Origin of the sequence: Streptomyces sp. AK010 (genome assembly GCF_014207295.1) — a bacterium.
Taxonomy (GTDB): Bacteria; Actinomycetota; Actinomycetes; order Streptomycetales; family Streptomycetaceae; genus Streptomyces; species Streptomyces massasporeus.
On record NZ_JACHCX010000025.1, the window covers coordinates 39,866 to 61,624 of the forward strand.

General features: G+C 69.5%; 16 protein-coding genes and 3 pseudogenes. 6 read left to right on the forward strand and 13 right to left on the reverse strand.

All coding sequences use genetic code 11. The annotated features are described in order from the left end of the window. Positions 1–279: 279 nt before the first annotated feature. Together HDC93_RS33320 and HDC93_RS33325 are read left to right on the forward strand one after the other, a co-directional pair. Positions 280–834, forward strand: coding sequence for a hypothetical protein (locus HDC93_RS33320; protein WP_185014554.1), 555 nt, complete (start codon positions 280–282; stop codon positions 832–834). Positions 835–1,181: 347 nt separating this feature from the next. Beyond that, a pseudogene (locus HDC93_RS33325) lies at positions 1,182–1,727 on the forward strand (polysaccharide deacetylase family protein); the annotation flags it as partial. A gap of 421 nt (positions 1,728–2,148) precedes the next feature. Here the strand turns inward: HDC93_RS33325 and HDC93_RS33330 are convergent. After that, on the reverse strand, positions 2,149–2,991 hold the full coding sequence (locus tag HDC93_RS33330; protein WP_185014555.1) for an NmrA family NAD(P)-binding protein: 843 nt from the start codon (positions 2,989–2,991) through the stop codon (positions 2,149–2,151). Positions 2,992–3,055: 64 nt separating this feature from the next. Between HDC93_RS33330 and HDC93_RS33335 the strand changes: the two genes are divergently transcribed. Further along, a complete protein-coding gene (locus HDC93_RS33335) occupies positions 3,056–3,391 on the forward strand; it encodes a helix-turn-helix domain-containing protein (protein WP_086798912.1) in 336 nt (111 codons plus the stop codon). A 118-nt stretch (positions 3,392–3,509) separates the two neighbouring features. Here HDC93_RS33335 and HDC93_RS33340 read toward each other — a convergent pair whose 3' ends face one another. The 7 genes and pseudogenes from HDC93_RS33340 to HDC93_RS39830 all read right to left on the reverse strand — a co-directional run. After that, on the reverse strand, positions 3,510–4,184 hold the full coding sequence (locus tag HDC93_RS33340) for an adenylate kinase (protein WP_185014556.1): 675 nt from the start codon (positions 4,182–4,184) through the stop codon (positions 3,510–3,512). Beyond that, positions 4,184–5,152, reverse strand: a complete 969-nt coding sequence (locus tag HDC93_RS33345; protein ID WP_185014557.1) for an electron transfer flavoprotein subunit alpha/FixB family protein — start codon at positions 5,150–5,152, stop codon at positions 4,184–4,186. Before HDC93_RS33345 ends, HDC93_RS33340 begins: the two co-directional genes overlap by 1 nt. Positions 5,153–5,173: 21 nt before the next feature. Further along, positions 5,174–5,962 carry an electron transfer flavoprotein subunit beta/FixA family protein gene (locus HDC93_RS33350; protein WP_185014558.1) on the reverse strand — a complete coding sequence of 263 codons (789 nt, stop codon included), beginning with the start codon at positions 5,960–5,962 and terminating at the stop codon, positions 5,174–5,176. Between the two features lie 22 nt (positions 5,963–5,984). Then, positions 5,985–6,806 carry a 3-hydroxybutyryl-CoA dehydrogenase gene (locus tag HDC93_RS33355; RefSeq protein ID WP_185014559.1) on the reverse strand — a complete coding sequence of 274 codons (822 nt, stop codon included), beginning with the start codon at positions 6,804–6,806 and terminating at the stop codon, positions 5,985–5,987. A gap of 132 nt (positions 6,807–6,938) precedes the next feature. Next, positions 6,939–8,471 carry a class I adenylate-forming enzyme family protein gene (locus tag HDC93_RS33360; protein ID WP_185014560.1) on the reverse strand — a complete coding sequence of 511 codons (1,533 nt, stop codon included), beginning with the start codon at positions 8,469–8,471 and terminating at the stop codon, positions 6,939–6,941. Positions 8,472–8,499: 28 nt separating this feature from the next. After that, positions 8,500–9,318 carry an MFS transporter gene (locus HDC93_RS39825; protein WP_398987401.1) on the reverse strand — a complete coding sequence of 273 codons (819 nt, stop codon included), beginning with the start codon at positions 9,316–9,318 and terminating at the stop codon, positions 8,500–8,502. 6 nt (positions 9,319–9,324) lie between these two features. After that, positions 9,325–10,029, reverse strand: a pseudogene (locus tag HDC93_RS39830) (MFS transporter); the annotation flags it as partial. 143 nt (positions 10,030–10,172) lie between these two features. On the opposite strand from HDC93_RS39830, the gene HDC93_RS33370 reads away from it, so the two are divergent. Together HDC93_RS33370 and paaZ are read left to right on the forward strand one after the other, a co-directional pair. After that, positions 10,173–10,817 (forward strand): VOC family protein, encoded by a 645-nt coding sequence (locus tag HDC93_RS33370; protein WP_185014561.1) that lies wholly within the window; start codon positions 10,173–10,175, stop codon positions 10,815–10,817. Next, positions 10,814–12,388 carry a phenylacetic acid degradation bifunctional protein PaaZ gene (gene paaZ, locus HDC93_RS33375; RefSeq protein ID WP_185014562.1) on the forward strand — a complete coding sequence of 525 codons (1,575 nt, stop codon included), beginning with the start codon at positions 10,814–10,816 and terminating at the stop codon, positions 12,386–12,388. The genes HDC93_RS33370 and paaZ overlap by 4 nt, the downstream gene beginning before the upstream one ends. Before the next feature lie 168 nt (positions 12,389–12,556). Here the strand turns inward: paaZ and HDC93_RS33380 are convergent, their stop codons facing one another. Both HDC93_RS33380 and HDC93_RS33385 read right to left on the reverse strand, forming a co-directional pair. After that, positions 12,557–14,470 carry a SpoIIE family protein phosphatase gene (locus HDC93_RS33380; protein WP_260419905.1) on the reverse strand — a complete coding sequence of 638 codons (1,914 nt, stop codon included), beginning with the start codon at positions 14,468–14,470 and terminating at the stop codon, positions 12,557–12,559. A 480-nt stretch (positions 14,471–14,950) separates the two neighbouring features. Continuing rightward, entirely contained in the window at positions 14,951–16,258 is a 1,308-nt protein-coding gene (locus HDC93_RS33385; protein WP_185014564.1) for a multidrug effflux MFS transporter, read from the reverse strand. 49 nt (positions 16,259–16,307) lie between these two features. On the opposite strand from HDC93_RS33385, the gene HDC93_RS33390 reads away from it, so the two are divergent. Further along, positions 16,308–16,814 carry a MarR family winged helix-turn-helix transcriptional regulator gene (locus HDC93_RS33390; protein WP_179202399.1) on the forward strand — a complete coding sequence of 169 codons (507 nt, stop codon included), beginning with the start codon at positions 16,308–16,310 and terminating at the stop codon, positions 16,812–16,814. Between the two features lie 101 nt (positions 16,815–16,915). On the opposite strand, the gene HDC93_RS33395 is transcribed toward HDC93_RS33390, so the two are convergent. From HDC93_RS33395 to HDC93_RS33405, 3 genes and pseudogenes are all read right to left on the reverse strand, one after another. Further along, the gene (locus HDC93_RS33395; protein ID WP_185014565.1) at positions 16,916–17,962 is read right to left on the reverse strand and encodes an iron-siderophore ABC transporter substrate-binding protein; all 1,047 of its coding nucleotides are present in this window, start codon (positions 17,960–17,962) and stop codon (positions 16,916–16,918) included. 558 nt (positions 17,963–18,520) lie between these two features. Beyond that, positions 18,521–18,691: pseudogene (locus HDC93_RS33400) on the reverse strand (pirin family protein); the annotation flags it as partial. Positions 18,692–18,845: 154 nt separating this feature from the next. Continuing rightward, the gene (locus HDC93_RS33405; RefSeq protein WP_398987404.1) at positions 18,846–20,624 is read right to left on the reverse strand and encodes a glycosyltransferase family 2 protein; all 1,779 of its coding nucleotides are present in this window, start codon (positions 20,622–20,624) and stop codon (positions 18,846–18,848) included. Between the last annotated feature and the right edge of the window lie 1,135 nt (positions 20,625–21,759).

The following is a 21,759-nucleotide window of genomic DNA, read 5'->3' on the forward strand; positions in this document are numbered from 1 at the left end:
CGCCGGAATGGCGAACGAGCCCGCACGCTCGAGCCGCCCTTGTACGACACGGTGCAGCGGCACCCCCCCCAGAGCGGCCGGAGAGAAAGTGGTCACATTCGGGACGGCGGCGGGCGACGAAGATTGCGGAGGACCGGCCGAAAAACATACTTTGACCCGGCGAAAGAAAGCCCTTGCCCTTCGCAAGGCGTCGCAGCGGGACGCCGCAGCGCCATGACAGCTCGCGCACCGCACACCCACCCCCGCCCTCCCCGGCACCTCACGCACCCAGGTTCCCGCATGCCCAGACACACCGTCGCCCCTGTCCTCCTCGTACTCGGCTCGCTCGCCCTGACAATCGCCTGCTCCACCGGCTCGCCACCGGCGGACTCCGCGCCCTCCCCGGACGGCCCGTCCCGGAAGGTAGGCAACGACACCGGCACCCAGGTCGATCTGACCAAGCTCAAGGGCGTGAACATCGTCAGCGACAGCAGCACCGACCGCTCCTGCCCGTGGGCCACGAGCTACCCGGACGTGCCCGGCGCCGACGCGATGACGGCCGCGATGAAGAAACAGGTGGAGGGACGTCTCGCGGTCTTTCTCGGCGAGGACATCGGCGGCCCGCCGAGCTGCGGTGGCGCGGACGCGTCGGAGAGGCCCGAGCTGAACATCAGCTTCTCGTTCGTCGTGGCCTCCGGCGACGTGCTGGGCGTCCGGCTGACAACGGTGGACCGCACGTCGAACGCGGACGGTGTGGACACCAGGGCGTACTGGTACGACGGTGCCGCCAAGACATACCGCTCCTCCCCGGCCTCATCGCGAACAACTCTCGGGACGCCTTCGTCTCGGCCCTGAAGAAGCGCCTGGAGAAGCGGGAAGGCGTCACCCCCGACACCGTCGAGGCGGCACTCGGCGACCAGGAAGGCCGCGATGCCTACCTGGACGACATGGCATTCACCCCCGCCGGCGATCTGAAAGTGGACTTCGACTGAGGCACGGTCGGCCTCCCCCCGGCCGGCCGCTTCTCCGTCACCCTCCCCAAAGCGACGGTCACCCCCTGGCTGTCCGACTTCGGCGATCGGGCCCGGTAGCAGACCACCGACCCGGACGACAGGTTCGACCTCGGTGCCCCACAGACGTCCGCCCCGTCCGTCTCCGCGCAACCGGACCCGGGCGCGGACGGCACGGACTGCTCCAAGGCCAAGTGCATCGCCCTGACCTTCGACGACGGTCCCGCCGTCCCCGAGACGGGAACGCTGCTCAAGTACCTCGCCCAGTACAAGGCGCGGGCCACCTTCTTCGTCGTGGGCCAAAACGTCGCCACCCACCCTGAGGTCGTCCGCGCCGAGATGCGGTCAGGCCACGAGATCGCCAACCACTCCTGGAACCACCCGGTCCTCACCCCCGCGCAGATCCGCTCCCAGATGGAGCGCACCAACGCGGCGATCAAGGCAGCCACGGGCGAGGAGCCGAGGCTCTTCCGCCCGCCGTACGGCGCGATCGACGACAGGGTCCGGGCAGCCACCAGCCTCTCCCCCGTCCTGTGGGACATGGACACCCTGGACTGGAAATCGCACGACCCGGCCAAGGTCGCCCAGACCGTCGTCTCCCAGGCCGAACCCAACGACGTCGTCCTGATCCACGACATCCACCCCACCTCGGTCGCCGCCGTCCCCGAGATTCTGCGCACCCTCACCGCCCAGGGCTACCACTTCGTCACGGTCAGCCACCTGCGCGCAACCCTCTGAGCTCCGGCGGGCACGACGTAATCATTCCGGTGAGTACCGGGGCGAGCCCGGCCGCGGTGGCGGCCCGCACCGGCATGGCGACGCCGGCGTTCTCGTCGGCGTCGCCACACGAGGCGGCCGGCCGTCGCGGGATGGACGCGTTCGGGCGGGCCGCCGCATCGGTCGGCAGACGCTTGACGGCCCTCACCCGCTCCGGCCTGGCGGGGGCCGCGAACCCCTCACACGGTGGCACGCACGCATACAGCGCCACGCAGGTGCGCCTCACCGGCGGTCCGGGGACGCGGCTCGGCACCGCAGGTCCGCGCCATCGGGACGTGGCTGCCGGAGGCGGGACGGCGCAGACGCCGAGCACGTCACGGGGTGCCCAGCGCCTGCCCTCGAGGCGACGTTCCACCTACCGCGTGCGAGAGTGGCTGGGCGATCACAGCCCGATGTCGGTCAGCCACTGGCCCGTGGTCCGCGGGGTGACGCCCAGCAGCTTCTGGGCGGAGGTCTCAGGCTCGATCGAGCGGCCCGGCATGGCACTCATCGCCTGGTAGCCCGCCGCGACGTCGGCAGCCGGGCCCGCCCCGATGAGAGGTGCGACCGCCGTACGGAATTCCTCAGGGGTGATCGGCTCGAAGCCCACGTCCCGGCCCAACCGGGCACCGAACGCCTCGGCCAGATCCGGCCCCGTGATCGCCGGGAACTGCCCGACGGAGACCACACCAGTGACGTCCGCGCGCTCGAACAGGGCGACGGCGGCATCGGCGATGTCCAGGTGGGACGCCCAGGAGACGGGGAAGTCGGCCCGGATCGGGTAGGGCAGAACACCGCGCTCGCGGACAGAGTCGATGACGTACGGCATGAGCAGGTTCTCCAGGTACAGCTCGGGCGCGATCACCGCATGGGACACGCCACTCTCGGCCAGGCCGGCGGCCAGCGCCGCGGCGGCCCCGCCGATGGCGGGATCCGTCGGGAAGCCGCTGGTGGAGAACACGACGCGGCCCGGCCTGGCCTCGCGAACAGCGGTGAGGATGTTGCCCGCAAAAAACTGACGCTCCTCTTCCGCGGTCACCGGCAGATGGACGAACACTCCCGCGGCACCACGGTAGGCGTCGGCCAGGTCGGCCACGGAGGAGTAGGCGGCGGCCAAGACACGGGCGCCCTCCACCACGGCGTGCTCGTCGCGGGTGACAGCGGTGACGGACTTGCCCGCGGCGGCGAGAGCGGAGACGACTGGGGCACCTTGGGCGCCGGTGGCGCCATGGATCACGTAGGTCATGGAGTTATTAGTGCATACGGTGCACCGGTTATATCAACTGCACTAATGGGCTACCCTCAAGAAAGTGACCACTCCCTGCCTTCCCGAGTGCGGTGTCGCCCGCTTCCTCACCCTCCTCAACGGCCCCTGGGCCACCCTCATCGTGCGCGAACTCCTGCATGGTCCGCACCGGTTCACCGAACTGCGCGCTGCCCTGCCCGGTATCAGCCCCCACACCCTCACCAGCCGCCTGCGTCAGTTCGAGACCCACGGCATCGTCACCCGCACCGCCTACGCGGAGATCCCTCCGCGTGTGGAGTACCGCCTCACCTCTCTGGGTGAGGGGCTACGCGACGTCCTTGAGGCCATGGCCACCTGGGCCGAGGCGGTCCCCGACCCCGAGCCTCCCGTAACGGTGTGATCGACGGGCCATGCACCGGCCTGCGCCGACACCGTCGGGGGGCACTCGCTCGGTCACGGAGTGGCTCGCTGAAGGGCGATTGTCGCGGAGAGCCGTGGTCGGCAGCGCCGAGATCGTTTCACGAGACCGCCCGGTCGCCTGCGCTGTGCCTACGCAAGGCAGCCATCGAACGCTGCGTGATCTCTGGCACGGGCCCCAGCCCGGAGATCCTGACAAGCAGATTCCGCGCCCGGTAGTAGGCAATGAGCGGCTCGGTAGCCCGGTGATAGACGTCGAGCCGTCTGCGAACCGTGTGCTCGGTGTCGTCCTGTCGCTGGTACAGCTCGCCGCCGCACAGGTCGCAGAGCCCAGGTGTGCGGGGCGCGTTGTGTGTCATGTGGAAGACATGGCTGTCGTCAGTACGGCAGAGCCGTCGGCCGGCGACTCGCCTGACAGCCTCCTCCTGCGGTACCTGCAGATCGAGCACCGCGTCGAGCGAGACTCCGTTGTCCTGCAGCAGTCGGTCGAGCGCCTCGGCCTGGTGCTCGTTGCGCGGAAAGCCGTCAAGCAGGAAACCGTCGGCGGTGTCCGACCGGTCGATGCGGGACTTGGCCATGCCGATCGTGATCTCGTCGGGGACCAGCTGTCCGGCCTGCATGTAGTCCTGCGCCCGCCGTCCCAGCTCCGTGCCCTGACTGATGTTCATCCGGAACATGTCGCCCGTGGAGATGTGCGGAACGGACAGGTTTTTGGCGAGGCACGCGGCCTGCGTGCCCTTACCGGCACCGGGCAGCCCGACCATCACGATGCGCATCAGCGGGGACCCCTTCCGGCCTTGATCTCCTCGGTGAGCTGCGGGACGACGTCGAAGAGGTCGCCGACGACGCCGTAGTCGACGAGGTCGAAGATCGGGGCCTCGGCGTCCTTGTTGACGGCCACGATGGTCTTCGAGGTCTGCATGCCGGCCCGGTGCTGGATCGCGCCGGAGATGCCGTTGGCGATGTAGAGTTGCGGGGAGACCGAATTGCCGGTCTGGCCGACCTGGTTGTTGTGCGGGTACCAGCCCGCGTCCACCGCGGCGCGGGAGGCGCCGACGGCCGCGCCGAGGGAGTTGGCGAGGGCCTCGATGATCGCGAAGTTCTCGGTGCCGTTGACGCCACGGCCGCCGGAGACCACGATCGCGGCCTCGGTCAGCTCCGGACGCCCGGTCGACTCACGCGGGGTGCGGCCGGTGACCTTGGTACCGGTGGCCAGCGCACCGAAGGTGACCTCCAGCGCCTCGACCGCACCGGCGGCCGGGGCGGCCTCCACGGCGGCGGAGTTGGGCTTGACGGTGATGACCGGGGTGCCCTTGGAGACACGGGACTTGGTGGTGAAGGAGGCAGCGAACACCGACTGGGTTGCGACCGGGCCCTCGTCGGAGGCCTCCAGGTCGACGGCGTCGGTGATGATGCCGGAGCCGATGCGCAGCGCCAGACGGGCGGCGATCTCCTTGCACTCCGCAGAGGACGGCACCAGCACAGCGGCCGGGGAGACCACGGCGACGGCGGCCTGGAGGGTGTCGACCTTCGGTACGACGAGGTAGTCGGCGTACTCGGACGCCTCGTGCGTGAGGACCTTGACCGTGCCGTGCTCGGCGAGCACGGCGGCCGTATCGGCGGCGCCGTTGCCCAGCGCGACGGCGACCGGCTCGCCGATGCGGCGGGCCAGGGTCAGCAGCTCCAGGGTGGGCTTGCGGACGGCACCGTCCACGTGGTCGACGTAGACGAGAACTTCAGCCATGGGACAGCAACTCCTGTTGAATCAGATGAACTTCTGGCCTGCGAGGAACTCAGCGAGCTGCTTGCCGCCCTCGCCCTCGTCCTTGACGATCGTGCCGGCGGTACGCGCCGGGCGCTCGGCCGCGGAGTCCACAGCCGTCCAGGCACCCTCCAGACCGACTTCCTCGGCCTCGATGTCCAGGTCGGACAGGTCCCAGGACTCAACCGGCTTCTTCTTCGCCGCCATGATGCCCTTGAACGACGGGTAACGCGCTTCGCCCGACTGGTCGGTGACCGAGACCACGGCCGGCAGGGAGGCCTGCAGCTGCTCGGAGGCGGCGTCGCCGTCGCGGCGCCCCTTGACCGTGCCGTCCTCGACAGCGACCTCCGAGAGCAGGGTCACCTGCGGCACACCCAGGCGCTCCGCGAGCAGCGCGGGGACGACGCCCATCGTGCCGTCCGTGGACGCCATTCCGGAGATGACCAGGTCGTAGCCGGCCTTCTCAATCGCCTTCGCCAGCACCAGCGAGGTGCCGAGGGCGTCGGTGCCGTGCAGATCGTCGTCCTCGACGTGGATCGCCTTGTCCACACCCATCGACAGCGCCTTGCGTAGCGCGTCCTTGGCATCCTCGGGTCCGACGGTCAGGACGGTGACCTCGATGTCGTCGGCCGAGTTCTCCGAGATCTGCAACGCCTGCTCCACCGCGTACTCGTCCAGCTCGGAGAGCAGACCGTCCACGTCGTCACGGTCGACGGTCAGGTCATCGGCGAAGTGCCGGTCGCCAGTGGCGTCGGGCACGTACTTCACAGTGACAACGATCCTCAAACTCATCTGACTTTCCTTTCAGCCCTTTTCAACCGGAGTAGTCGTGGAAGCCCCGGCCTGTCTTCCTGCCGAGGAGACCGGCGTCCACCATGCGCAGCAGGAGGGGCGGCGCGGCGTGCAGCGGTTCCTTGTACTCCTCGTACATGGAGTCCGCGATCGCTTTGAGGGTGTCCAGGCCGATCAGGTCGGCCAGCCGCAGGGGGCCCATGGGGTGGGCGCTGCCCAGCACCATGCCGTCGTCGATGTCGTCTGCGGACGCAGTGCCCGACTCGAGCATGCGGATGGCCGACAGCAGGTAGGGCACCAGAAGTGAGTTGACGACGAAGCCGGCCCGGTCCTTCGCGTGGATGACCTGCTTGCCCAGGGCCCGGCTGACGAACTCGGCCGCACGGTCGCGGGTCTGGTCGCTGGTCAGCAGGGAGGGGACCAGTTCGACGAGGTCCAGCACCGGCACGGGGTTGAAGAAGTGCACGCCGATCACCTGCTGGGCACGTCCGGTGGCTGTGCCCAGTTTCATGACGGGGATGGAGGAGGTGTTGGAAGCGAGGATCGCATCCCGTCTGGCGACCACCTTGTCGAGCGTCGCGAAGATCTCGGCCTTCACCTGCTCGTCCTCGGCCGCCGCTTCGATCACGATGTCGCGGTCGGCGAGGTCGGCCAGGTCGGTGGTGAAGCCGATCCGGCGGAGGGACGTGGCGCTGTCCGGCGGCGCGACTCTGCCGCTGCGTACCGCGCGCGCCAGGGACTTGGCAATTCTGTCGCGCCCCGCCTCGACCGCATCGGGGCCAGTTTCGGCGACGAGTACGTCGAGGCCGGCGCGGGCGCAGACTTCGGCTATACCGCTGCCCATGAGGCCCGCTCCGACGACGCCCACGCGGTGGAGGGGCTGGGGGAGACGTGTCCTTCGGGCGGGCTCCCGAGGGGGTGCCGGACGGCTGTGTGGGCATGAGGTACCTCTCCATGGTGTCTGGTACGGCCCGGTTCAGCCCCGCAGCAGGTTGCGCTGCAGCTTGCCGGTGGCGGTGCGGGGCAGGTGGTCCCGGAGTTCGAGGCGGCGGGGGATCTTGTACCGGGTGAGGGAGGCGGACAGGAACGTCTGGATGTCCTCCAGGGAGCACTCCGCGTCGACGGCCGGCACGACGATGGCCGTGACGACCTCTCCCCAGACGGGATCGGGCGTTCCGACGACCGCGACCTCGTACACGCAGGGACATGCCTCCAGCGCCTCTTCCACCTCGGTGGGGTCGACGTTCTCCCCGCCGGTGATGATGGTGTCCTTCATCCTGCCGGCCACCACCAGGCGGCCCTCGGGGTCGAGATAGCCCCGGTCGCCCCCGTGGAACCAGCCCTCGGCGTCGCGGGCCGCCGCCGTCTCCTCCGGCAGGCCCAGGTATCCGGAGGTCACGCTGGGCCCGCGGACGACGATCTCTCCCGTCGCCCCGCGCGGCACGGGGCGGTTCTCGACGTCGACGATCCGGAGCTCGGTCAGCGGTGCGGCGAGTCCTGCCTCGCCGGAGCAGCCCGGGCCGTCGCGGGGGTCGCGGTAGGTGACGCCTGCGGCGGTCTCGGTCAGACCGTACGAGCTGAGGACCGGGATACCGCGGCGGTGGAACACCTCGGCGACGGATGCCGGTGCCGCCGCTCCCCCGCTGAGGATCCAGCGCAGCGAGGACATGTCCGCGGCGGCGAAGCCCGGGTGCTGTGCGATCAGGGCGAGCATCGCCGGAACGGCGAAGGTCACGGTGACCCGGTGCTGCCGTACGGTCTTCAGGAAGCCGTCGACGGTGAAGGCAGGCTCCAGGATGACGGTCCCGCCCTTGGCCCAGGTGTAGGAGCCGACCCCGCTCAGTACCGCGATGTGGAAGACGGGTGTGGTGATCAGCGTGACGTCGTCGCGGGCGAGGTCGAGGCCGAGGAGTCCGTTGACGCAGCTCCAGAAGATGTTGCCGTGGGTGAGGAGCACGCCCTTCGGCCGGCCGGACGTGCCGGAGGTGTAGGCGATGAGGGCGAGATCGTCCTCCGCCACGGGTGCCGGGGTGTCGTCGCCGAAAGGGGCGTCCGACGTCCGGTTCAGTGGGGCGTATCCGTCGGGTGGCTCCTCGTCCAGACACACGCGGGCGATGCCCGCCGGTACGGTGCCGTCGCCGGTCAGTCTGGCGGCGCAGGCGGCGTCCGTGATCAGCACGTCCGCTCCCGAGTCCGCCAGCAGGTAGGCGATCTCGGGAGGCGTGGCCGCCCCGTTGACCGGGACGAACACGCCTCCGAGGCGGGCCGTGGCGTACATCAGGACGAAGACTTCGGGGCGCGAGGCACCCGCGTAGGCGACGACACTGTCGGATCCGACCCCGTGCAGGCGCAGCTGCCTCGCCGTGGTCACGATCCAGTCCCGCAGTTGCCCGTAGGTCCACGCGCGGTCCCCGAAGACCAGTGCCGTGCGGTCGGGGTGCGACTCGGCGCGGCGTTCCAGCAGACGGCCCAGGCGGAACATGGGTCGTGGGCGGGTGGGGCCGGTCATGTGAGCGCTCCTTTCTTCCTGCGGTCCGTCAGGCGTCGGTCGTCATCGGAGTGGCCGGCGCGTCCGGCGTATCTGACAGGTCCGCTCGGCGTCCGCTGATCAGGACCACTGTGACCACCGCCGCCGCGACCGCGCACAGCCCGACGATCAGGTAGCCGAGCGAGTAAGCGCTGCCCAGGGCCTGGAAGGCGGTGTCCTTGAGCGGGTTGAACGGCACGGTGGATCCGTCGGGCAGGGTGACGGTCGACGGGACGGCGTTGGCGCCGAGCGGGCCGGAGTTGACGGCCGCAACCGCTCCCTCCACGGCTTCCTGTTGTCCCTCGGGCGCGGTCGCCGGCGAGGCGTTGAAGGTGTCCAGTGCTTGGCTGAGCTCCGGGTCGGAGGCGACCTCGTCGCTGATCTCGCGCGCAGCCCGGCTGAGGGCGATGGCGCCCACGACGGCGGGGCCGAGGGTGAACCCGAAGTCGCGCAGCAGGCTGGTCCAGCCGGCGGCCATGCCGGACAGGTTGTGGGGCACGGTGTTGATGACCACGGCGGTGACTGCGGACAGGACGAACGCCACGCCCGCGCCGGCCACGACGAGCGGGGCGATGAGAGGCGTGACGGACTGGTGGCCGATGGGTATCGAGGCCATCCAGAAGTCGCCCGCCCCGATGAGCAGGAGGCCGCCGCCGAGGATCCACTTCGGGTCGTAGCGCTCGATGAGGCGGGAGGCGATGGGCACCTGGATCAGGGCCGAGACGCCGTTGAAGACGATGAATGCCAGGGACGCCTTGAGGGGGGTGAAGCCCTGGATGGCGGTGAGGCGGATGCTGGTCACGTAGCCGGTGCCGAGGTAGCAGAACATGCCGACGACCGTCACGATGGCGGCGACGGTGAAGTTGCGGTTGGCGAACAGGCCGAGGTCCAGGAGCGGAGACGCCGAGCGGTGTTCGGCGAGGACGAAGGCGACCAGGAAGAGGGCGGCGACGGTGAACCCGCCGATGACCTCGATGCTGCCCCAGCCGCTCGTGGGCCCCTGGATGACGGCGAAGAGCAGGGCGACGGCGGCGACGGCGATCGTGATCTGCCCCGGCCAGTCGAGGGAACGTCCCTCGGGCGACTTCGAGTCCTCGGCCAGGACGTAGGCGAGTACGGCCGACACCGCGGCGAGTGCGACCACGAGGAGGAACGCCCACCGCCACCCGGAGTGTGGCCACGAGTTGTACTGCGACTGCGCGAGCAGGCCACAGGCCAACGGGGACAGCACACTGCCCATCGACAGCGCGGCCGCCCAGACGGAGATGGAACGGGCCCGTGCGCGTGGTGTGTGCGTGCCCGCGGCGATCATGGCCAGGGTCGTCGGGATCACGGCGGCCGCACCGATGCCGGCGAGGATCTGGCCGGTCCACAGCACGATCAGCCGGGTCATGTGGTCGGTCTCGGGGCCCGGCGTAGCCACGCAGACCACGAACCCGACCGCCACCAGCACCGAACCGCCGACGAGCAGCCGCCGTCGTCCGAACAGGTCGCCGAGCAGTCCGAAGGTCAGCTCTAGGACGGTGACGGGGACCAGGAAGGCCGCGGCTGCTGCGGCTGGACGAGCATCCCTACCGGTTCCGTATCGAGAGCGCCGAGTCCGGGGGTGTCACCCATATCGGCTGGGAGGTCGGCGATCCGCGCGCCCTGGAGCAGCTGGCTCTGCGCCTGCGCGCCCACGGAGTGGAGGTCCACGAGGGCTCGTCCGAGGAGTGCGCCGACCGTCAGGTCGACCGCATGGTGTGGTTCGACGGACCGTGCGCGGTACGCACCGAACTGTTCACCGGCCGGCACCTGCCGACCGCCCCCTTCGTCTCACCGCTCGGCGTGACGTTCGTGACCGGCGACCAGGGGATGGGGCACGTCGTCCTGAAGTCGCCCCGCGCGCTGGAGGCGGTCGACTTCTACCGGGACGTCATGGGCTTCCGGCTCAGCGATGTGACCCTCCTGCCCCTGGGCGGAACCTTCTACTTCATGGGCTGCAACCCGCGCCACCACAGCATCGCCTTCGTCGAGTCCCGCAAGCGCGAAGGCACGCACCACATCCTGTGCGAGGTGTCGGACATGGACGCCGTGGGCCGCGCCCACGACCGGGCCCGCACCCACAAGGTCCCGCTCATGGCGACGCTCGGCCGGCACTCCAACGACCTGATGTTCTCCTTCTACATGCGCTCCCCCGCCGGCTTCGGCATCGAAGTCGGCGCCGAGGGACGGCGGGTGGACGACGAGACCTGGGTGAGCCGCGTCTACCACTCGGACATCTGGGGCCACCACCCCGTCAACGACGGCGACGACGCGTACGCCGGAACGGAAAGGACGGCCCGATGAACCTGCTGCCGAGCTATGTACAGGACCGGTGGTACACCCCGACCGGGGACGGAACGCCGGTGTACGACGCGGTCACCGGCGAGGAGATCGCCCGGGCCTCCTCCGCGGACGTCGACATGGCGTCCACGCTGCACCACGCCCGCACCGTAGGCGGACCGGCGCTGCGCGCGCTCTCCTTCCACCAGCGCGTGGGGCTGCTGGCGGACCTCGCCGCCCACCTGCGTGGACACCGCGAGGAGTTGTACGCGCTCTCCGCCCGGACGGGTGCGACGCTGTACGACTCGAAGTTCGACATCGACGGCGGCATCAATGTGCTGCGTCACTACGCCGACCTGGGATTGCGCGAACTGCCCGGCGGTGACGAGGGGTTGGTCTACTCAGAGGGAGCGCAGCAGTCGCTGAGCCGGGACGGCAGCTTCCTCGGCGGCCACATCCTCACCCCGCTGCGGGGTGCGGCGGTGCAGATCAACGCGTACAACTTCCCCGTCTGGGCACCGCTGGAGAAGCTGGCCCCGGCCGTGCTGGCCGGCGTACCCAGCCTGGTCAAGCCCGCCACCCCGACCTGTGTGCTGACCAGCCGCCTGATCGAACTGATCGTGGAATCCCGTCTGCTGCCCCCCGGCAGCCTGCAGTACGTCTGCGGCGGCGCCGGCGACCTGCTCGACCACCTCACCGAACAGGACCTGGTGTCCTTCACCGGCTCGGCGGCCACGGCGGAACGGCTGCGGACTCATCCGGCGGTCGTACGCCAGGCCGTACGGTTCAACGCCGAGGCGGACTCCGTCAACTGCTCGGTGCTCGGCCCGGACGCCACCCCCGGGACTCCCGAATTCGACCTGTTCGTCGACCAGTTGGTCACCGAGATGACCGTGAAGGCGGGACAGAAGTGCACGGCCATCCGCCGTGCCTTCGTTCCCGTGGACCTGATGGACGCGGTCGGTGAGGCCGTGGCCGCCCGGCTGGCGGAGGTCGTCGTGGGCAACCCGGCCGACCCGACCGTGCGCATGGGAGCCCTGGCCGGGCTCGCGCAGCGCGAGGAGGTACGCCGCTGTGTGAAGACGCTCCTCGACTCCGCGCGCCTCGTCTTCGGGCACCCCGACCGGGTGGACGTGAGGGGTGCCGACGCCGAACGGGGCGCGTTCCTCTCCCCGTTGCTGCTGCGCTGCGACGACCCGGGCGCCGCCGCGCCGCACGAGGTGGAGGCGTTCGGCCCGGTCAGCACGCTCATCCCCTACACGTCGGCGGAGCACGTGTCCTTCCTGGCCTCTCTGGGTCGGGGCAGTCTCGCGGGATCCGTCGTCACCGGCGACGCGGCCTTCGCGCGAGAAGTGGTGCTGGGGGCCGCCCCCTGGCACGGCAGGCTTCTGGTCCTCGACACCGAGTCCGCCAAGGCGTCCACGGGCCACGGCTCCCCGCTGCCCGCCCTGATCCACGGTGGCCCCGGACGGGCCGGCGGCGGCGAGGAGATGGGCGGCATCCGCGGCGTCCTGCACCACATGCAGCGCACCGCGGTTCAGGGCAGTCCGCGCATGCTGGCGGCACTCACCGGACGCACGGCCGAGGAGCTGTGAAGCGCGGGAGAGCCCGCCTCTGAAACCCCGTGGGACGGCCCTACCCCTGCCTCCCACGGACAGGCGGCCGGGCCGGCGCCACGACGGGATGTCCCTCGCCGCACACCTGGAGACATCCTGGCCGGCCCGGCCGCCGGGCAGCCCGCTACGAGCCGCAGCAGGAACTTTTCAGAGCTGACGGGGCTCGGTGAGCGCCAACTCCTGCTCGGCCCACAGGCATTTGCCCTCCTCCAGATAACGGGCGCCCCACCGGCTGCAGAGCGCGGCCACCAGAAACAGCCCTCTGCCTCCCTCGTCCATGTACGTGACACGCTGGATACGCGGGGTCGCGAGGCTGCCGTCGTACACCTCGCAGATAAGCGACCGGCTGCGGAGCAGGCGGAGGCGCAAGGGGCCCTTGGCATGCCGGACCGCGTTGCCGACCAGCTCGCTCACGACGATCTCGGTGGTGGCTTCGAGGTCGCCCAGATGCCATACGGCCAGCTGCCGACGCACGTGTGCGCGGGCCTCGGCCGCAGCTCGGGCATCTTCGGGCAGGGGCCACGACACGACGTCCTCGGCTGAGGTCCGATGCGTGTGGGCGATCAGCAGCGCCGCGTCGTCGTCCGTTCCAGCTCCATCGTGCAGCAGCCCTTGGGTGATCAGACCGCAGAGAGTGTCGATCCGTTCGTGTCCGCTGCCATGTCCTTCCGCAACGAAGACAGGAGTCTCGGCAACGGCGGAAACGGCCGTCTCCATGAGCCGCGCGATCTCGTCGTCGATGTCCTGACCGACCGGCCGGATGAGTCCGTCGGTGTAGAACAGCAGCAGGCTCTCCTCGGGCATGCGCAGCTTCCCGGTTTCGAAAGGAGGTTCCGCCACGCCCAGCGGCGGATTGGCCGGGATATCAGGCCACCGCGGCGTTCCGTCGGAAGTCAGCGCGAGGGGAGGGGGGTGGCCGGCCCGGCAGAAGGTGCAGACCCGGCTGACGGGATCGTACACCGCGTACAGGCATGTGGCGAATTGGTCGTCGCCGAGGTCGGCGACGAGGTCGTTGAGTTTCCCGAGGATCTCCTCCGGTGCGAGTTCGAGGCCGGCCAGGGTGTGGACCGCCGTCCGGAGCCGCCCCATGGTGACGGCTTCGGTGATGCCGTGACCCATGACGTCGCCGATGACCATGGCGACCCGGTCCGCGGACAGAGGGATCACGTCGTACCAGTCACCACCCACCGCCGCGCCCCGACCGGCGGGCAGATAGCGGGCGGCAGCGGTGACCGCAGGCAGCGACGGCAGCGACCTGGGCAGGAGTCCGCGCTGAAGTGACTGGGCGCGGCCGTGCTCCGCGTCGTACAGGCGGGCTCTCCCCAGGGCCTGAGCGACCAGACCGCTGAGTGCCGTCAGCAGCGTCCGTTCCGCCTCCCCGAAACCTCGTGGCTCGGAGAAGGCGATGACACAGGTGCCGATCGGATGTCCCGCCGCGATGAGGGGCAGGAACGCCCACGCCTGCTTGCCCGAAAGCGGAGTCATGTGGCCCAATTCAGGATAGATCCGGAGGAACTCGGCCTCGGACTCCACGAACACGGGGGTGCGCCGACGCAGGACGTCCGCGACCGTGGTGTTTGACTCCAGCGAGATGCCGTCGAGAAAGCGGTCCAAGAAGTCGGATGCGTAGCCGACGGATCCGACAACGTGCAGTCGACGGCCCTCGATCGCCTCAATGACGAGCCCGTCCGCCCCCAGCGGCGGCAGCACATGCTCGGCGGCCGCCTGGACGACGTCCTTGGCCGTGAGTGCTTCGGCCAAGGCGGAGGTCAGGTCACCCATCCGGGCGGTGCGCTCGACCGCTGCGCGGTCCGCGGCGGGGACCACGGGTGCTTGCGGTGGACCGCCTCCGCCCTCGGCGGGGTCCGCTGCCCTGTTGTTCACAGGTTCGCCTCCCGCCGGAGCCCGGAACACGGGAAACCGCCGTAGCCGCTGGGCAGCCCACGCCGCCACTGCTTCCAGGAAAGAGCGTCGAGCGGCGTCCGGTTCACCCCTCTCCACCAGGAACAGGGAAATCGCGCCCAGCGGCCCCTCGGGACCGGGCAGCGGAACGGCGATCATGCCAGCGGCCCCGAGATCCTCGCGGGCCCTCTCCGCCCAGTGGGTCGCGGCGTCCCGCATAGCACGCGCCGGAGCCGAGTCACCACTGTCCGGAAGCCGCAGCCACACCTGTGTGACGCTGCCGGGCAGCCCGGCAGCGGCGACAAGCCGCGGCTCGTCGTCCCCCTCACGGCGAAGGTGAACCAGCCCCCAAGCGCCCCAAGCGCGGCCGTCGCCTGTTGCAGCGCGAGCCTCATCACCTCGGGTTCGGGCAGAGCGTCGCCCTGCGCCTCCAGCAGCCGCAGTCGCACCGCTCCCGGAGTCACAGACGCACCGCCGTCCACCTGCTCTGCCATCGCACCGCCTGCCCATGACCAAGGCCGCATTTCATGTCAGCGCAAGACAAGTCATCTGATCCGACGATAGCCCAGAGGGGAATGATGCGACAGAAACACATAAGTCGGACGTCATCGCGCAAAGCAGCCACGATCGGCAGAGCGATCACCGCGACAAGCGCCACGCGCGCAGGACGATCAGAGTCCTCGCGCGCAGCCCGTCAGCGACTCCGCCCTCATATTCGCCACGGCCGCACAGGAAGACCAGGCACAGCGCGGCGCAGATCAACGAACCGAGCATGATGGCCGCCATCGGCATGGCGCCGACAGTGCCGAACGCGCCGACGAGCGGTGACGCGAGAGCGCCGAACAGGAACTGGATCCCACCGAGCAGCGCGGACGCGGCTCCGGACGCCTCCCGTCCGAGGGACTGGCCCAGGCTCATGCTGGCCGGGAAGATGCCGCCGATACCGAAGGCGGCGAAAAAGAGGGTGACCCAGGTGCCGGCCAGGCTGCCGCCGACCGTGGCCAGCAGGAGCACCTGGACCAGTACGGCGACCAGCGCGACCGCCACCGACGCGCTCAGCAGCGTCCCCATCGTCAGTCGCCGCGAGAGCACGCCGAACACCGCACCGGCGAGCAGCATGCCGCACGCGTTCACCGCGAAGATCAGGCTGTAGAGCCCGGCGGAGGTGCCGTACACCTCCTGGAAGACGAAGCTGGAGCCGGCGATGCAGGCGAAGAGTGCGGCTGCGGCGAAGGCCAGGGTGAGCGTGCTGCCGAGGAAGGCGCGGTGGCCGAGCAGCCGCCCCATGGCGTGGAAGGTACTGGCCATTCCGCCCGTGTGGCGCCGCTCCGGCGGGAGGGGTTCGGGGACTCCGGGCAGGACCGCCAGGAAGAGCAGGGCGCCGAAGATCGCGAGCGCCACGAAGGTGGCCCGCCAGCCTCCGACGGACAGCAGGCCGCCGCCGATCACTGGTGCCGCGACCGGCGCCACACTCAGCACCATGGTCAACAGCGAGAAGTAGCGCGGCAGTTCGGGACCGTGGAAGCGGTCGGTGAGGACCGCGCGGGCCAGCACCATGCCCGCGGCACCCGCGACGCCCTCAAGGAAGCGCGCAGCGACCAGCATCTCGATGGTCGGGGCGAAGGCGCACACCAGCGACAGCACGGCGAACAGCGCCGTGCCGGAGACCAGCAGCCGTCGGCGGCCGAGGCCGTCACTGAGCGGGCCGATGAGCAGCTGACCGATGACCAGCCCGGCCAGGAAGGACGTCATGGACAGCTGCACGGCGGAGTCGCTCGTGTGCAGCGTGCGGCCCATCTCCGGGAAGCCGGGGACGTACATGTCGGTGGCGAGCGGCGCGATCGCGGTCAGTGCACCGAGCAGCACGATCAGCACACCAACCCGTGCGGGCGGGGCGGTGATTGCGGGTGTCCGGGTCACCGGTTCGGAAGTCGTGGTGGGTACCATGAACTGCACGGTAAACCATTTGTCTACTGGTTAACAATTGGGATCAACAATGACTTCGCCGCCGACCCCCGAGGACTTCCGCGCCATGTGGACAGCAGCACGCCCCGATCTCGACACGTCCCCCATGGACGTCGTGCGCCCGATCAAGCGCATCGAGGCACTGCTGACCACCGCCGTGGAGCCGCTGTACGAGGGTGCCCCCCTGACCGCACCGGAGCTCGACGCCCTGGTGCAACTGCGGCACGCGGAAGGCCCGGTGATCGCCCGTCGGCTCGCCGAGACCCTCGGCTGCTCCCGCGCGGCCGTCAGCAAGACACTGGCCAAGCTGGAGAAGCGCGGCTTCGTCGAGCGCCGCCCGAGCCCCGCGGACCGCCGCGCCGCCCTCGTCACCGTCACGCCGGCGGGGTGCGACGCGATCGACGAGATGTTCCCTCGCCAGCTGGCGGCGGAGGTCGAGTTGCTCGAGGGCCTCGGCGACGACCGCGACCGGGTGGTCGATGCCCTGAACCTGCTGGAACTGGTCCTGCAGCAGAAGGTGAAGCGGCCGCGCGCCTGACCCCCTGCGAGCCGGGCATCGGTGACCAACTCCCGCCCCCGGACGGCTTCCGCCGGCCCACCACACGTTTCGGCGGCCTGAGAGCAGGCCGCTTGAAACGGTCAAGCGGTGGTGCGGAGCCGCTCGACGTCGTCGAGGACCTTGCCTGCGGCGAGAGGGCCGGCAGCGCTGCTCCACACGTCTCCGTCGACCACGTCGACGTTCCCAGCCTTCACCGCCCTCAGGCGGGCGAAGGCCGGTTGCGCCTCGGCCGCGGCCAGGGCCTTCTCGCCGTCGGCGGTGAGGGTGGTGAGGTAGATGCGGTCGGCGTCGATCTTGCCGAGGTTCTCGAGGCTCAGCGGGTCGGTGTGCGGCTTGCCGGTGAACTCCGCGGCGGGAGAGGGCCGGTCGCCGGTCGACTTCAGCAGGCGGCCCGGCATCAGCGCGGAGGACAGGATCACCGGACCGCTGGGCATCCAGCGGATGACGACCGCCGTTTCGCCGCCGTCGGCAGAGCGGCGGCCGGCGATGCCCCCGGCGCGCCGCTCGATGCCGGCGAGGAGCCGCTCGCCCTCGGCCTCCTTGCCGAGCGCGGCGGCGACGGTACGGGTCTCGCTCTCCCAGTCGCCGAAGCGGGCGGGTTCGGGCACGACCGTCGGCGCGATCGCCTTGAGCGCGTCGTACTGCTCCCGGGGCGTGCCGGACGCGGCGAGGATGAGGTCTGGCCGCGCCGCGGCGACGGCTTCGAGGTTAATCTCCGCGACCGTGCCGACCAGGGAGATGTCCGAAACCTCAGCGGCCAGGTAGGCAGACACGGAGTCACCGCCCCGGCTGGACAGCGTGCCGACCGGCTGGACGCCCAGGGCGAGGGCGCTGTCCAGCGCGGTGTCTCCCAGCGCGACGACCTTTCCCGGAGCGGTCGGCACCTCGACGGTCCCGTATGCGGTGCGTACGGAGGCCGACGACGCGCCCTCACGGTCCGCCGAGGCCGGAGCCGGGTGGCGGCCGGGGACGAGGTGCTGTCGACGGCGCTGCTGCGCCTGGACGAGGCCGACCGCCTTCAGACGGGCCACCGCCTCCTCGGTCAGGTACAGCCGCGCGGCCCGCAGGTCCGAACGGTCGCGGGCTGGGCTCCACGTCGTCTGGGACCATGCTTGACCAGTCCCCACGCCGACAACCGCGGCCACCCCCAGGGCAGCCCAAGATCTGGACCAACCCAGGGCCAGCGATCCCGGCGGAATCTCGACCGAACCCGTATACGCAGGCCAGCAGGTTGCTTCCTTTGCACCACCAGCAGACCAAGAGCCTGCTGGGAGCACACCGATACGACGCCCCCTGAACCCGGATCCGGAGCATTCACCACCAGGCCACCCACGCTTTGTCCGATTCCCACAAGACGACAGGCCGTGCATCGAGTCCCCGCAGGCAATGCGATGTCAGCCCTCGCCGACTCCGCCTCATGCAGTGGCCACTCAACTTGCGGCGACCGCTACAGCGCCGCGGAGGTTTCGGCAGAAACGTCTGACGGGAACTGATGACGCGTCAGTAGAGTTAGCAAAGGGTTAGCAAGAGTACTGACACAGCTACCCACAGACGGACACACCTTGGGATGCCGCAGCACCGCACACCGGGCTTGCAGCACTCCCAACCGCCAGCCCCCACGTTATGGAAGGGCGGGCAAGCAACACAGGCGGCCCCGTCGCCCACCGACCAGTCATTTCCACAGGTCAGCGAACTCTTCCTCGTGGCTTGAGAGAGGTCGCCGGCAGATCGGGGGCTGGCAGCGGAGCCCCGTCGTACCCCTTCACCTCTCCGAATCTCGTCCCTTCCATCCAGTCCTGGCGAGCCTGTACGATCTCTTCCTGCGACCGTCCGATCCAGTTCCAGAACAACTGGAGCGCGCCCCATCACCGCCCTGTCTCAGCGGAGCGGCTCACGGGCGACACTGGAAGGCACCGCGACCTTTTCGATCCAGAAGCCCTGCGACCCTCTCAACCACCAGCTGAGGGATCGGTCCCCTTCGCCCTGCGCCGCCGCTATGGACGACGGGATCTACAAGACTTGCTCAGCCTGCGTGCTGCGCCGTTCGCTCCATTCCTGGCGGTGCTTGCGGATGCCGAGGAGCCACAGGGCGATTGGGCTCAGACTTACGGCGACGGTCAACGCGGCCCATACGAGCATGGCGGGGTGGGTGTGGTGCACTGAGACCCCGTAAACGGCCAGGGCGGTGACCGTCACCGCCCAGAACAGCTGGATCCGAAACGTTCCGAGGAGCGTGTCCGGCGAGGCCGAGGACCCCTTCGGAGTCACGACGAACCTGCTCCTGCGCCGCAGCAGGGCGTCCATGAGGCTGCGCGTGTAGACGGGCGCGGTCATCAGCGTCATCGTCATACCGGCGAGCCCCGAGGAACCCGCCGGTTCGTGCGGGCTGACGTTGTGCCGTCGATTCCACACGTATAGCGCCAACTGCAGCGCGACTGCGCTGCCATACACCAGAGCCCATGCACCGGGATCGACGTCGGCTCCGCTCGCTCCGAGGGCGAAGTACAGAGCGAGTGACACACCACCGAGGATCCAGGAGATCGCCAGCAGGGGGTACCAGGCAAGTAGAAACGCGTAGTTGATCAGGCTCGCGGGACGTAGGCGACGAGGGGCCCTCCACGAGTGTTTCAGTAGTGCCTCGTAGGTGCCGCGGCTCCACCGCAATTGCTGGGTCATGAAGTCCGTCCAGCTCGCCGGCCCCTCACCGACGGCCAGTACGTCGGGCGTATAGACGGAAGTCCAGTGACGACCCGAACTCGGATTGCGCAGCTGATGCATTGCCAGACCGGTGTCCAAGTCCTCGGTGATGCTGTCCTGGAATCCGCCGGCCTGCAGCAGCGCCGTGGTGCGCAGAGCCACGTTCGTGCCCACGAGCATGGCTGACCTGTACCGGTTCCCGGCGCGCTGAATGAGGGCGTGGAACATGAACTGCTGACTTTCCGCGAACTTCGTGACGATGTTGTCGTAGTTGCCGTAGACCTGCGGGCTCACCACGAAAGCGACATCGGCGTCGCGGAAGAAGCCAAGTGTCCGCTCCAGGAAGTTGGGCAGGGGGGCATGGTCCGTGTCCACGGCGGCGACGAAGTCGTAGTCTCCACCGTGGGCGTCAAGCCATGCGTTGTAGTTGCCGTGCTTGGTTTTCGCTCTGTGGACGCCCTTGACCTGATTCCACTTCATTACGCCCTTGCGGGAAAAGTGGAGGACACCTAGCCGCTCGCAGAGTGCCCGCACCTCCGGATCGTCACCCTCGTCGAGGACCCAGACGTGCATCAGTCCCCGGTGCCTCACCCTCACCGCAGCACTCAGGGTGTTGCTCAGCATCTGCAAGGGTTCCTTGCCAGGCACGAAGGTCGTGAGGAAGGCGACTCGTGTCCCTGTCTCGGGTACCACGGGAACGGGATCTCGGGCGACCAGCGTGGCATGCGCGCTGGAGACCACGCTGATCAGTCGGGCACCTTCGATGGCACCGATCGCGAGCACCATGACGATGCCCAGGGGCGGGCGGTGCAGCCAGTGGGCGGGCTGCAGCAACCACAGCAGCGCACACAGCGAGACCAGCGGTGCCAAAGTGAGAGCGAGAACCACCCTGATGCGGTGAGGTTCGGACTTCAGTAGGGAGCGGTGGCGGACCTGGTACGGGCTACCGGGAGCGGCCTGTGTGAGAGGGCCAGCCAGCCGGCTGTAGTGCTCGTAGTCGTAGCGGGGCAGCGGACGCAGGGGCGGGCGGAACAGACGCCACTTCTTCTGCGCCTCCGCCCATTGCTCAGTGTCGTCCGACTCCGGCGGCACGGGCCGTGGCGTGTCCGGGTCGGGCGGCAGGGGGCCCGAAGGCCGGGGTGCAGCCGGGCGGCCACTGCCGCGGCCGGCGCGCTCCTTGCGGGGGGTCTGCATGGTGTGTTCGGGACCCTGGAATGTCAGCTCGAGAGTGCCGCTCACGGCGGTGCTCGTGCGGTTCACTGACTGCGCTTTCCCACTGAGTCCTACGCGAAGTAGGGCGCGGATCGCTTCGAGGTCGGCGCGCCTGCGCTCATGAGCGGACTCTTCTGCCGGGGTCAGGGCGACCGCTTCGGCCACACATTCCACGGCTTCCTCGATCAACGTCCTGGTCCGCGTCCATCGGTACAGCTCTTGCAGGGCATGCCCGAGATTGACCAAAACCACCGGCCGGACAGGGTCGTCCTGGTCCAGGCGCTGCTTGAGTCCGCGCAGCATGTCGATGCTCGCGTGCAGCAGGTCGGGGTCCCCCATGTCGCGAGCGCTGTTGACCAGCTCCGCCATTTCGGCGTTGACGGTGGCCGGGTCGCGCTGCTGCTCGCCTTCGTCCGGGGCATGGGTGGTCGTGTTGTCGACCCGGCCCGCATCTTGGCCCATGTCGTCGTCCAGTGCCGCCAGCCCGGCGAGAGCGGTAAGGAGCTCCTGCGCCTGCGTCCGTGTGGCGGCGGGTGGAGGGACACTGTCGACGGTCGGCCTCTGTGCCGCTGCGCAGATCGACAGCTGCCGTACCGCCATGGTGAAGGGTTCGCTCCGGGCGGCCCCTTCGACGGCCGTGAGTTCGGTGGTGGCCGAATTCGACGGTCCGGTCGAGCGCGCATGGCCGACGGCTTCGGCACAGTCCTGGAGGGCGTGAGCGACCTCTTCCCACTCGGCAGGGCGAAGCCGCCAGGCTGGAAGGCGGGCGAGTAGGCTCCGGGCTTGCTCAACGGGGGTAGAGGCCGACGGCTCGCTGTCGGCAATCGCGGCATCGGCCGCCACGGGCCCGGTGTACATCGGATGTACAAGGGGGAAGGCTCCGTCGGGCATACCCCCTCGCGTTGCGATGGCGGGACCGGGGGCTTCTGGATGCTCTCCGTGGAACGCCAACAGGGGCGAGGAGGCGTCAGCGGTGGCGAGGTATCGCCCGTACTGGATCAGCACTCCGTGGACG